The 13,174-nt window shown below is 48.0% G+C and carries 12 protein-coding genes and 1 riboswitch; of the genes, 10 read left to right on the top strand and 2 right to left on the bottom strand.

The window, feature by feature from the left end; all coding sequences use genetic code 11:
* Positions 1-89 precede the first annotated feature (89 nt).
* Entirely contained in the window at positions 90-635 is a 546-nt protein-coding gene (locus CHH60_RS20565) for an NADPH-dependent FMN reductase (RefSeq protein WP_095360910.1), read from the bottom strand.
* Between the two features lie 296 nt (positions 636-931).
* On the opposite strand from CHH60_RS20565, the gene CHH60_RS20570 reads away from it, so the two are divergent.
* Positions 932-1,936, top strand: a complete 1,005-nt coding sequence (locus tag CHH60_RS20570) for a ketoacyl-ACP synthase III (protein ID WP_095360911.1) — start codon at positions 932-934, stop codon at positions 1,934-1,936.
* A 130-nt stretch (positions 1,937-2,066) separates the two neighbouring features.
* Here CHH60_RS20570 and CHH60_RS20575 read toward each other — a convergent pair whose 3' ends face one another.
* On the bottom strand, positions 2,067-4,004 hold the full coding sequence (locus tag CHH60_RS20575) for an amidase family protein (protein ID WP_095360912.1): 1,938 nt from the start codon (positions 4,002-4,004) through the stop codon (positions 2,067-2,069).
* A gap of 349 nt (positions 4,005-4,353) precedes the next feature.
* Between CHH60_RS20575 and CHH60_RS20580 the strand changes: the two genes are divergently transcribed.
* From CHH60_RS20580 to purS, 9 genes are all read left to right on the top strand, one after another.
* Positions 4,354-6,483 (top strand): DNA topoisomerase III, encoded by a 2,130-nt coding sequence (locus CHH60_RS20580; RefSeq protein ID WP_095360913.1) that lies wholly within the window; start codon positions 4,354-4,356, stop codon positions 6,481-6,483.
* A 125-nt stretch (positions 6,484-6,608) separates the two neighbouring features.
* A complete protein-coding gene (locus CHH60_RS29920; protein WP_167301682.1) occupies positions 6,609-6,746 on the top strand; it encodes a hypothetical protein in 138 nt (45 codons plus the stop codon).
* A gap of 130 nt (positions 6,747-6,876) precedes the next feature.
* On the top strand, positions 6,877-7,140 hold the full coding sequence (locus CHH60_RS20585; protein WP_095288452.1) for a DUF1294 domain-containing protein: 264 nt from the start codon (positions 6,877-6,879) through the stop codon (positions 7,138-7,140).
* Positions 7,141-7,291: 151 nt separating this feature from the next.
* Complete coding sequence (locus CHH60_RS20590) at positions 7,292-7,726, top strand: universal stress protein (RefSeq protein ID WP_095360914.1); 435 nt, start codon at positions 7,292-7,294, stop codon at positions 7,724-7,726.
* A gap of 268 nt (positions 7,727-7,994) precedes the next feature.
* Positions 7,995-8,096, top strand: a riboswitch (purine riboswitch).
* A 193-nt stretch (positions 8,097-8,289) separates the two neighbouring features.
* A complete protein-coding gene (gene purE, locus CHH60_RS20595; RefSeq protein ID WP_095288499.1) occupies positions 8,290-8,775 on the top strand; it encodes a 5-(carboxyamino)imidazole ribonucleotide mutase in 486 nt (161 codons plus the stop codon).
* Entirely contained in the window at positions 8,772-9,968 is a 1,197-nt protein-coding gene (gene purK / locus CHH60_RS20600) for a 5-(carboxyamino)imidazole ribonucleotide synthase (RefSeq protein ID WP_255248026.1), read from the top strand. The genes purE and purK overlap by 4 nt, the downstream gene beginning before the upstream one ends.
* Complete coding sequence (gene purB / locus CHH60_RS20605) at positions 9,965-11,263, top strand: adenylosuccinate lyase (protein ID WP_095360915.1); 1,299 nt, start codon at positions 9,965-9,967, stop codon at positions 11,261-11,263. The genes purK and purB overlap by 4 nt, the downstream gene beginning before the upstream one ends.
* A 235-nt stretch (positions 11,264-11,498) precedes the next feature.
* Entirely contained in the window at positions 11,499-12,374 is an 876-nt protein-coding gene (locus CHH60_RS20610) for a phosphoribosylaminoimidazolesuccinocarboxamide synthase (RefSeq protein WP_095360916.1), read from the top strand.
* A 551-nt stretch (positions 12,375-12,925) separates the two neighbouring features.
* Positions 12,926-13,171, top strand: a complete 246-nt coding sequence (purS, locus tag CHH60_RS20615; protein ID WP_090904903.1) for a phosphoribosylformylglycinamidine synthase subunit PurS — start codon at positions 12,926-12,928, stop codon at positions 13,169-13,171.
* The last annotated feature ends 3 nt before the right edge of the window (positions 13,172-13,174 follow it).

Consider the following 13,174-nt stretch of genomic DNA (forward strand, 5'->3'; position numbering starts at 1 on the left):
GTTTATAAATACAACCAATTATATTTTAACAGCCCGATAGATCATTATCGGGCTGTTTTTGTTTTTGTAAAACTTGTCAGCTCATTCTTTCAGTTGGGGCACGCTTCTGCTAAGCGAAAAAGTGAATCTTGCAGTGCCTTTTTAGTATCAGGATCAATGATCGTACCTTGTTTGTTGATTTTCATCGTAATATGAGGAATTGTATGTGAGGCATCATCCAGGACGAGGGCATTGATCATGTTTAAAGTCAGCAATATGGATGTATGTGCTTGATTACCGCCCAAAGGGCTGGGGGATGCTGCGATGACCACTGTAGGCTTATTCACCCATTCTCCGGAGGATACAATCCAATCTAAAGCATTTTTTAAGACACCGGGAATACCATTTCCATACTCAGGTGTACAGATCAGGACACCGTCTGCTTGCTTTAATTGGGATCTGAAGTATTGAACGGAAGCAGGACCATCATCTACATCAAGATCAGGATTGAAGTGTGGAAGATCATTCAGTTGATCATATACCTGAAATTTTAAAGTAGTAGGGGCAAGCGCCATCATGGCGTGCATTAGCATAGTGTTTGTGGATTGTTTCCGTAGACTTCCTGAAATTGCAAGGATGTTTATTTCTCTTTCCATTCTGTAATCCCCCATCTTGTCAAATGTCTATCAGTAATATGAATTGATTTATCTATTTTCCATCTTTCCTTACGAAGAGTCTACAGATAACGGCTATTATTAAGGCATTCTTCATACTAAGCCGAGTATGGTTATTCTTCTTCATTGGATCTACATACCAAGTGTGAGGAGAATGGACCAGAGGGGGTGCTTTTGTGTATCAACAGAGAAAACAATAAAAATTTTATCATAAATTAGTACCAAGTACTAAGACTTAGTGCTATAATAATAAAAAACAAAACGAGGTGACTGACACTATGATGCAATCAAAAGCCAGCATTACTGCATTCGGAACCTATGTGCCGGAGCGTATTCTAAATAACGCGGATTTGGAGAAAATGGTCGAAACGAACGATGAATGGATCGTACAACGAACAGGCATGAGAGAGCGGAGGATTGCCGCAGAGGATCAGTTCGTTTCTGATTTGGCAGTTAAGGCTGTGGAAGACATGATTCAGCGTTATGAGGTTGACGTTCATGATGTGGATATGATCCTCGTAGCAACAAGTACGCCGGAGTATGCATTTCCCAGTACAGCTTCTAGAGTACAGGCCCGTTTGAACATTGCTCAGACGGGAGCGCTGGATTTGAGCGCAGCATGCGCAGGCTTTGTCTATGGATTACAGCTGGCCGATAGCATGATTACAAGTGGCATGTATCGCAAAGTGCTCGTGATCGGGGCAGAGACATTATCCAAAATTACAGATTACACTGATCGTACGACATGTATTTTGTTTGGGGATGGAGCCGGAGCGTTTCTGTTGGAACGAACCGAAGGCCAGGGCAGTACTCTGGCAGCACTTTCCGGAACTCAGGGTGATGGTGGGTTACATGTTTATAGCAGTGGGCTTTCCTCCGAGATGAATGGGGTACCTCTTCAAGGTGACGGACGTCTTGTGCAAAACGGCAGAGAAGTATACAAATGGGCTGTACGGCTGATACCGGAGCAATTGCCGAAACTTATCGCTAGCTCAGGCTTGCAGAAGGAGCAAATCGACTGGTTCGTACCGCACAGCGCAAATATGAGAATGATTGAAGCTGTCTGCGAGCGTGGTCCTGTACCGTTGGAACGCACGCTAACCAGCATGGAGTACCGTGGAAACACATCAGCTGCATCCATACCTCTGGCCATTCAGCTGGCCGTCGATGAAGGGAAAGTGAAGCAGGGTCAGCGCCTCGCCTTATTCGGTTTCGGTGGTGGCTTAACTTATGCGGGCCTTGTGTTGGAATGGAGTGTACCAGACGCTGGTTCAACGAATTAACGTAGAAAGTTGAGATTAAGCGGGAAAGACAGTGTGTCTTACTAGGATCATAAAAAAAGTACACTTTCCTCCGATGTGGAGGCGAAGTGTACTTTTTGTTTATTAAGCTCTTTCTAATTCAATAAAGGAGTTATGGCGTAAGTTTAGGAGCTTGGCGGTGGTGGGTTCCCTGCTCATAACTATATGCGAGTTTAATCAATGTTCCTTCATCAAAGGCGCGGCCCAGGAATTCAATACCTACGGGTAGACCCTCTGTAGTGAAGCCAGCAGGTACGGTGATAGCCGGGAACCCGGAGAATGGGCTTAGTCGGTTATTCCCGCCGGAGTTTTGGCCTTCGCCGATCACGGCAGCAGCCTGGGTGGATGTAGGATAAACGATGGCATCCAGGTTATTATCAGCCATCACTTTTAGAATAGCTTCGCGCGTGATTTGAGTACGTTTCAATACGATGTCTTTGTACTCAGTTGTCTCCAGCGTTTCCCGTGCATCGCGTGCCTTCATGGATTGTTCCTGTGTTTTATCAAATTCACCTGAAGCGATGATGTCCGACAGACTGTGGTATGGAGCATCTTCACCAAGTGACTCCAGATAGTCGTTGAGCTGGAATTTGAATTCATATCCGCTCAAGCTCGGGTATTTGTTGATTTCGTCCAGGTTCGGAATACTGATGGGAACAGCAGTTGCACCCAGAGATTTCAATTCTTCCACGGCATTGTTGATCACAACGGCAACGGCTTTTTCTTCTGCTTTGGTGCTTGGGATGAGCTCTGTGGCCACACCAATTCGTGCACCTTTCAAACCGTTCACATCAAGGAAATCGGTATAGCTGGATGGGATTTTCCCTACAGCATAGGCTGTAGCCACATCATCTTTGTCATAACCGGCTGTAGCGTCCAGCATGATCGCAGCATCGCTAACTGTACGAGCCATAGGGCCGCCTACATCCTGAGTCAGAGCAAGCGGGATAATCCCTTCACGGCTGGATAGTCCAATCGTTGGACGAATTCCGACAAGGCTGTTGAAGCTGGATGGAATACGGATCGATCCACCAGTATCGGTACCCATGCCTGCTGCAGCAAAGTTGGAGGCAATCGCTGCCCCTGTTCCGCCGCTGGAACCGCCAGGATAGTGATCCAGTGCGTAAGGGTTCAGGGTTTGTCCACCCAATGAACTGGATGTAGTAATGCCAAATGCAAATTCATGCAGATTTGTTTTACCGAGGATAATGGCACCAGCTTCTTTGAGCTTCTTCACTTGCTCAGCGTCTTGAGCAGGCACGGAGTCCTTCAGACAGATACAGCCGGCAGTGGTAGGCATATCATTCGTATCAAAGTTGTCCTTCACAAGAACCGGAATACCGTGCAGTGGTCCGCGTGCACCTTTGGCTGCACGTTCTTCGTCCAAAGCCTGGGCAAGTTCAAGTGCTTCCGGGTTTAAGGTTAGTATGGAATTAATGCTAACTCCCTGATCATCGTATTTCTCAATCCGATCCAGATACATTTGAACCAATTCCTTGGATGTAAGCTTTCCTTGCGTCATTGCAGCCTGGAGTTCCGTAATCGTTGCTTCCTCCAGAACAAATGGTTTTATGTAGTTATAAATGCGATCTTTCAATATGGCGACATCATATTCCGTCAGGACAGCGTTAGGGAGAAAGAGGGAATCAGTATATCCTTTCATCAACCCTGCAGCATTCAAAGCACCGATGGCACCTGCATAGCTGGATCGGTCCGGTACGTCTTTGAACGACTCTGTGGTGGACTCCAGCTTCAACCAGGTTTGAAGAGCTAGAGCAGCATCCTTACGCTGAACGGTTTTGCCTGAGAGCTCGTCCATTGAAAAAGGCACACCTGCAAGTGTCGCTGCTTCTTCCATGGCTTCAATAAATGCGGCAGACGTGGCAGGTGCCTTCCCTACAGCTGTTGCTGCGACCGTTGTTTTGCTTGATGGGGTTGCTGCTCCGGCTGATGCCAGCGGTACGGAAGCTCCTCCCCAAGTTGTAACCATTACTGCTCCTGTCAGTAACAGAGCTCCACTTTTTTTCAATACAGATCCATGATAAGTCATGCATCCACGCTCCCTTCTGTCGCAATGATGTGTGTGATGAAACGGCTGTATATGCTTTTGTCACATTCTAATAACATGTCAGGTATTCTTACAACGCTCATATTTATCCAAAAAAACGTATACAAGTTGTATAAAGGTGATTATTTCTTTCAGATGCTCTTATTTTCATTCCTAAAAGAAATTTAAGTGTTCACAAATGTGTTATATTATCTTACATGTAATCTGGAGCAGTAATTTATCAGGTTAATAGTTCCCCTGGGATATGCCAAGAAACGATTGGTCTGAAATGATATAATGAAAGGATAGGAACTTGGGTTACAAGGTGTATGAAGAAAGGAAGAGATACGAAGTGAAAACATTGGTACTCGCTGAGAAACCATCTGTGGCACGGGAAATTGCCAGAGTTATGGGAGCGCGTGATAAACATAAGAGTTATTTGGAAGGTCCTAAATATATCGTAACGTGGGCACTTGGGCATTTAGTGGGACTTGCGGAACCAGAAGATTACGACAAGAAGTACGCCACCTGGAATCTTGAAGATCTGCCGATTCTGCCGGAGCGGGCGAAACTCAAGGTGCTAAGAGAGACGAATCATCAATACAAGGCCGTACAACAGCTTATGAAACGCCAAGATGTTGGTGAACTGGTCATCGCGACGGATGCCGCCCGGGAGGGAGAACTGCTTGCCCGTTGGATCATGCAAATGGCGCAGTGGAAGAAGCCCTTCAAACGATTGTGGATTTCTTCTCAGACGGATAAGGCAATCAAAGAAGGATTTGCTTCGCTGAAGCCAGGGAGTCAGTTTGACCGTCTCTATGAATCGGCACGGTGCCGGGCAGAAGCGGACTGGATGATTGGGCTTAATGTGACACGAGCGCTGACCGTTCGATTTAATGCACAGTTGTCTGCAGGACGGGTACAGACGCCAACCCTGGGCATGATCATGGACAGGGAAAATGAAATCAATGGTTTTCGGTCACAGGAGTATGAGACATTAACTGCAGATTTTGGAGGTTTTCAAGCCGTGTGGCGGGCCTCAGGCGGAGATTCACGCATCTTTGATACTCAAGATACCCAGGCATTGAAGAAACGAGTGGATGGACGTAAGGGAACCATTGCTCAGGTCAAAAAGAGTGAAAAAGTCGAGCCGCATCCTCTGGCCTATGACTTGACGGAGCTGCAGCGTGATGCCAACCGCAAGTATGGTTTTTCAGCCAAGCAGACTTCCAACGTCCTGCAGCGTCTATATGAGCAGCATAAGCTGGTTACATATCCGCGTACGGATAGCCGTTACCTGACATCGGACATGACAGATACGCTGAAAGAAAGACTGGATAGTGTAGCAGTTGGACCGTATGCATCATTAGCGCGTCCCTTGCTGCGGAAAAATCTGAATATCACCAAACGAATTGTGGATGACAGTAAGGTAACGGATCACCATGCCATCATCCCAACAGAACAGACCGTGCTGCTGAATCAGCTGAGTCCAGAGGAACGCAAACTGTATGATTTGATCGTACGCCGGTTTATCAGTTTGTTCTATCCAGCTGCCAGATACGATTCAGTAGCGATTACTGTGCAAGTGGGTGAAGATTCCTTCCATGTTAAAGGTACAACGGTAAAAGACAGTGGCTGGCGTGAAGTATACGGCGGAGACTACAGTGACGAAGATGATGAGCGCACAGATGAGCAAGCAGACAATGGCCACACTCTTTTGCCAGACGTACAGCAAGGTCAGTCGGTTACCGTTCAGCGTTGTCATATTAAAAGTGGAAGAACCATGCCACCTAAACGGTACACGGAGGCTGCATTGCTCGCACAAATGGAGAAGCACGGACTCGGTACCCCGGCTACGCGTGCAGATATTATCGAGAAATTGGTCAGCTCGGATACCATCGACCGCCAAGGCAACAGCATGCATCCTACAGGCAAAGGGAAGCAATTGATTGAGCTGGCTGCTCCGCAGCTGCGCACACCTGAACTGACGGCACGTTGGGAGGCTGAACTAGAACGGATTGCTCGTGGACAAGGGAAACCAGGTCCTTTCCTAGAAGGCATACGTTCGATGGCTAAAGAACTGGTGTCCACTGTAAAAGGAAGCAAGGCAGAGTATAAACCGCATAACGTGTCGAGCAGCCACTGCCCGGATTGCAATGCGCGTCTGCTTGAGAAGAAAGGGAAACGCGGCAAGTTTCTCGTATGTCCCACGGAGGATTGTGGCTATCGTCGCTCTGCAGAGAAGCGGTTATCCAACCGTCGTTGTCCGCAGTGTCACAAGAAGATGGAAATGAAAGAAGGCAAAGCGGGCCTCTATGTGCAGTGTCTGCCTTGCGGAATCACGGAAGCGCTGGATAAAGATAAACAGCATGTCAACAAACGCGAACAGCAAAAGCTGGTCAAACAGTATGCCAAGCAGGAATCCATCGGATCCAATCTCGGAGACTTGTTGAAAGCAGCGATGGAGAAAAAAGGGGACTAGTGCCCCTGAAAGAGTTTGGACCAAGTTGAATGGATACCGGCGAGGTCATGCTCAATAAACCGCTTCGCATGGTGTCGTATAAGATCCCTCCTTTTCAGGCAACGTAAGCCAAGGAGGTGACACAGATGCCACACAACAAACCAGAGAAAATTCATAATCAGCAGAATAAGGACAGTATCCGGGAAGAAAGCATCGGAGCACGTCCAACCAAGGCCGGCAAAAGAGTTCCCAGCCTGAACGGTATTCCGAAACAGGAGTCCTAGGTTCTACCCGGAACGGATGATTCCAATAAGCAATCTATGCGGCTCCCTTCTCTCGTTGATCATGTCCCTGCAGAGGACTATAATGGAGGAACAGGGAGATGTCCCGGGATAGGGGGACCGCTAGAATTATATGCAAACCGGACTCATATTGTGGTTTTTATTTATTAACGTGGTAGGTTATCTGGTGATGTCAGATGACAAAAAACGGGCGCAGCGACGTCGTGATCGTACACCCGAACGGACGTTATTCCTGCTGGCGTTTATCGGAGGCGCGCTTGGAGTCTGGATTGCAATGTACCGGAAAAGGCACAAAACCAAACATCCGAGCTTTACCATCGGGATTCCACTTCTGCTATTTCTGAATGCCGTAATCTATGGTTATTTTCTGAAATAGAACTTAGAGGTGGCGACACTGCAAAACCAGGCTAATGGTTCATACTGCATGAAGAACGTTTATAGGGTTACATGGTGCTGGATTTAGTTTTATGTCAGACCGAAGCTTCCAGCTTCGGAGTTTCTACATATACGGAAGGGACGGGATTTACATGTTATTCTCCAAAATTTTAGTAGCTTATGATGGATCAAAAGCTTCAAACAAGGCACTGGATCGTGCCATTGAGCTGGCTAAGGTGTCTCCGGATTCAGTCATTGATGTCATTCATGCCTTTGATTTCCCGCGCGTATTTATTGGAGAAGGACTCGCACCGCTGCCGCCATCTCTGAATAACGATTACTACAACCTGGCTGTGCAAACAACCGATGAAGCAAAAGAACGGATCAAAGCTGCAGGCGTTACAGCCAACGTAGACCTGATTCAAGGAGCCGCAGCTGAAGTGCTGCTTGATTATGCTAAGGAAAATGGATCGGATGTTATCGTCATCGGAAGTCGTGGACTTGGTGGCATTCGTGAATTTGTCTTGGGCAGTGTAAGCCACAATGTGGTGCAGCATGCTCAAGTTCCTGTATTGATCGTTAAATAATGCAATAGATTGTGAATTACAATACGCGGTGAGCCGGCTGTCTTCATTTCATTGAAGAGAAGTCGGCTTTCTTTTATGGGATGAAATGGATATGAAGTTCAAAAGAAACGCCTTAATCACGAACATTATATTTGTCAATATGTTAAATGTTCGTCTTTAAGTTGACATTAGCTGTAGGGGATTGTTAGAATGTTAGATGTGTCGATCAGGTGAGAATAAGGTCGAGTAGGAACGAAAGATGTACCAAGGTTGACCGAAATGAGTCGCTTGGATTGAATAGATATTTGCTCGTATAACGCCGGGGATAAGGCCCGGAAGTCTCTACCCGGAGACCGTAAATTTCCGGACTACGAGGAGATACGGCTGAGAGTCGCATGAATATGGATGCGGACAGCAAGCCCCCTTTTGGCATGCCCAAATGAGGGATACGTATTTCTTGGAGTCCGGTGTCCGGAGAAAATGTGATGTTTTCGCGGGTAGCGGATTTTTTTGTTTCAAAAGGGAACACGTATGGCTAGAGTGGTTGTTATCAAAATAAGCTCAGACGGGAGTTGGATGTATTCATGTCAGTGCAGGTCGCTGTAATTATGGGCAGCAAGTCGGATTGGGAAACGATGAAGCATGCGTGTGAGGTGCTGGATGAACTGGAGATCGGGTATGAGAAAAAGGTTGTATCCGCGCATCGTACACCGGATCTGATGTTTGAATATGCCGAGCAGGCTACTGAGCGCGGATTCAAGGTTATCATTGCAGGTGCAGGCGGAGCAGCACATCTCCCAGGCATGGTTGCTTCCAAAACGATGCTGCCGGTAATCGGCGTACCTGTGCAGTCCAAGGCACTGAATGGTCTCGATTCCCTACTATCCATTGTTCAGATGCCGGGCGGCATTCCTGTCGCAACGGTAGCGATTGGCAAGGCGGGTGCTACCAATGCAGGGCTGCTTGCGGCACAGATGATCGGTGCATTCGATGAGGATGTCCGTAATCGCTGCGAAGCCCGCAGAGAGCGGATCAAACGTGAAGTACTCGAAAGCAGTGATGAGCTATGAGTAAAACTGAACTGAATCTTTCCGGTATGGCTGAACGTGTGCTGCTCCCAGGCAAAACAACCATTGGAGTTCTCGGGGGCGGACAGCTTGGACGAATGTTGACGCTCGCCGGGACAGCGATGGGATACCGCTTTGTTACGCTTGATCCGGCACCAGATTCGCCTTGCGGACAGGTTGCCCGCCAGATTGAGGCCGGATATGACGATGAAGCTGCAGCGCTTGAACTGGCCCGTCAGTGTGATGTGATCACGTATGAGTTTGAAAATGTGGATGCAGGTGTAGCGGGCTTGCTGGAACGTGAATCCTATGTGCCGCAAGGAAGTGCGTTATTGTATACAACTCAGCATCGGTTGCGTGAAAAACGAGCGATCGAAGCTGCTGGAGTAAGAGTAGCGCCTTATAGGGAGATTACAAGTAAGGATACGATGCAAGCAGCAGTAAGCGAGCTTGGTGTACCTTGTGTTTTGAAGACGGTAACCGGAGGATACGATGGTAAAGGCCAGCGAGTCATTCGCGAAGTGAGCCAGGCTATACCGGCTTACGAAGAGCTTGCAGCGACCGGAGCGGAACTGGTGCTGGAGCAATTTATCAAATTTGACTGCGAAATCTCCGTCGTCGTTGCCCGAAGCACGAGTGGAGAGATCAAGACATTCCCGCCAGCGGAGAACATTCATGTGAACAACATTCTGCATGCCTCGATCGTACCGGCCAGAGTGGCTACGGACATACAGATCGAAGCCCAGAAACTTGCAGCGGCTGTGGCCGAATCCATGCAGGCTGTTGGATTGCTGGCGGTGGAACTCTTTGTTGCGGCAGACGGAAGATTGTATGTGAACGAACTGGCTCCAAGACCTCATAATTCCGGTCATTACACGATGGAAGCCTGTGCGACGTCACAGTTCGAGCAGCATATTCGTGCCATCTGCGGGCTGCCATTAGGAGACACAACACTGTTAAGTCCGGTTGTTATGGTCAATGTGCTTGGAGAACATCTGGAAGGAATTATCGCCAGAACGGGTCAACCTGATGCAGAAGCAATGGAACTCGGTGTTATTCCCAAGCTTCACATATATGGCAAAACCGAAGCGAAAACGGGACGGAAAATGGGGCATGTCAATCTGCTCTGTCAGGATGTTGAAGAAGGATTACAATGGATTGAACAAACTAATATCTGGAGGAATACAAATTCATGATCGAACGTTATAGCAGACCCGAAATGAGAGCCATCTGGACGGAGGAAAACAAATTCAAGTCCTGGCTGGAAGTTGAAATCTGTGCATGTGAAGCTTGGGCGGAACTCGGAGTTATTCCTAAGGAAGAAGCAGCATTGCTTCGTCAAAACGCTTCTTTTGATATTGATCGCATCTATGAAATCGAACAGGAAACGCGCCACGACGTTATTGCTTTTACACGCACGGTATCCGAGAGTCTGGGTGCAGAACGCAAATGGGTGCACTACGGACTGACATCCACGGATGTGGTAGATACGGCTCTGGGGTACGTACTGCGCCAGGCCAATGAAATTCTGGAACGCGACATCGTGAACTTTATCGAGATCTTGCGTGAGAAGGCCCTCGCTTATCAGCATACGCCAATGATGGGTCGCACACACGGGGTGCATGCCGAGCCAACAACCTTTGGTTTGAAAATGGCCCTGTGGCATGAAGAGATGAAACGTAATCTGGAGCGTTTCCGCCATGCGGCAGACAACGTGCAGTACGGAAAAATCTCCGGTGCGGTAGGAACTTACGCGAACATCGATCCGTTTGTTGAAGAGTTTGTCTGCGAGAAGCTGGGCACGAAGCCTGCGCCAATTTCGACACAAACCTTGCAGCGTGACCGTCATGCAGAATACATGGCTACCCTGGCATTGATCGCAACATCACTGGACAAGTTTGCTACAGAAGTTCGTGCACTACAAAAGAGTGAATTCCGTGAAGTGGAAGAAGCGTTTGCCAAAGGTCAAAAAGGATCTTCCGCCATGCCGCACAAACGTAATCCGATTGGTAGCGAAAATATCTCGGGTCTGTCCCGCGTCATCCGCGGACATATGGTGTCGGCATACGAGAACGTAACACTATGGCATGAACGTGATATCTCACACTCTTCCGTAGAGCGTGTCATCCTGCCAGATGCAACGATGCTGCTGAACTACATGCTGAACCGTTTCGGTAACATCGTGAAAAACCTGACGGTGTTCCCTGAGAACATGAAACGCAACATGGAGCGTACCTTCGGTGTACCATTCTCAGGACGTGTACTGACGAAGCTGATCGACAAAGGCTTCAGCCGTGAACAGGCATATGATACCGTTCAACCACGTGCCATGCAGGCATGGGAAGAACAGCGCCACTTCAAGGATATCGTGAAAGCGACACCGGAAATCACCGAGGTGCTGAGCGATGAAGAAATCGAAGATGCATTCAACCCGTCCTGGCACTTGAAACATGTCGATACAATCTTCAAGAAACTTGGTTTGACCAACTAATATACTCCAATAAGGCTAGAGAGCAGAATGATGGACCAGCAAGGAACGGAGAGGACAGAGCAAATCTGTAGAAGCGAAGCGCTCGCCTTTATCCCCGGATTTACACTTTGGGAAAAGTGGATCAAAAAAATCCGGGGATAACAGTGATCGAAAGATTGTTCTGTTATCGGAGTGGAGTGTGCTCCATCGCGGTTCTGTCTGTAGCCTTATATCTCCTGAAAGAAGGTGAGCCTCCATGGCACTGTCCACAGCGGCAGATCTCGTTAAAGCACCTCTGTTATATAAAGGAAAAGTACGTGAATTGTACGATCTGGGGGAACATTTTCTGATCGTGGTAACGGACCGGATTTCAGCTTTTGACTACGTGCTGGACCCAGCGGTGCCCGAGAAGGGTAATGTGCTGAATAAACTCAGCAGCTTCTGGTTTGAACTGACGAGTGACATGATGGACAACCACGTGGTTCATACGGACGTCAACCGGCTCGGTGATCTCATTGTGGACCCGGAGCTTCTGAAAGATCGCATTATGGTGACACGCAAAGCGGAACGCATCGATATCGAATGCGTCGTACGCGGATACATTACTGGCGGCGGATGGAGACAATATGAGAATAGCGGAGAGGTGAACGGTATCAAACTGCCGGAAGGGCTTCGCAAAAACGCCAAGCTCGAAAACCCTATTTTCACCCCGGCTGCCAAAAATGATGTGGGTCATGATGAAGACATTCCGATGGACCGCATGAAAGAACTGGTTGGCGATGAGCTGGCTAGCGAGCTTCAGGAAAAAAGCCTGCGACTGTACGAGTTCGCCCGGGATTATTGTGATCAGCGTGGTATTATTCTCGCAGATTGCAAATTCGAGTTCGGTGTCGTCGATGGCAAGGTCATCCTGATCGACGAAATCTTCACCCCGGATGCATCACGGTTCTGGGCGAAAGAGAACTACGCACTAGACATCGAGATCGACAGCATGGACAAGGAGCCGGTGCGCACCTATCTGGCAGGAACCGATTGGGACAAAAACAGTAAGCCTGACCCGCTGCCACAAGCGGTGGTGGAGGCAACAACGGCAAGATACGTCGACATCTATAACCGTTTAACGAAACAATAAATGGAAAGTTTGAGGTGAGCTGCGGGAAAGTTTGGCTTTCGATCGCTGTTGCCCCCGGAATGTATTGATTGGAATCTTTTTTCAAAAGGAAACATTCCGGTTGCAAAGGCGAACGCTCCGCTTCTCCAGCTCAATCTTTCCCTCCGCCAGTATCAAACTGGGGATAAGGAAATTAAGTGCGGAGGCTTCCCACAGGTAGGAAGCCTGAAAAATTACGAGAATTAAATTCTTTGATTACTAAAGTATTTTATAGACCATTTATTATTTAAACGTAATGGTCAGACTATACCATTACACACCGTGTAACGTAACAGAATTAGGCCTTTCAAAAAACGCCGCATGGACAAGCGGAGGGGCGGAGTTGTTCGTGAAGGAACGAAGTGCTCGCCTTTGTCCCCGGGTTTTGACCGCAGAGCGGGCCAAAACAATTCAGAAAAACCCGGGGACAACAGCGACCGGAAGAACAATCCGCCCCGGAGCAAGCTCCCAAAGCCCTTTTTTAACAGCATAAAGCATTTATCCCGTTCATTACTGAGGAGGAACATAGGATCATGATCAAAGCAACCGTCTATGTCACTATTAAGCAAAGCGTTCTCGACCCGCAAGGAGTAGCCGTTCAAGGTGCCCTGCACTCGATGGGATTCAATGAAGTGGAAAGTGTACGGATCGGTAAAGTCATGGAACTGAACCTGGATACAACTGATCGCGCAGAAGCGGAAAAACGTTTGACTGTGATGTGCGAGAAGCTGCTGGCCAACACCGTTGTTGAAGATTACCGCTACGAATTGGAGGGTTAATCC

Source organism: Paenibacillus sp. 7523-1 (genome assembly GCF_002276415.1).
Lineage (GTDB): Bacteria > Bacillota > Bacilli > Paenibacillales > Paenibacillaceae > Paenibacillus > Paenibacillus illinoisensis_A.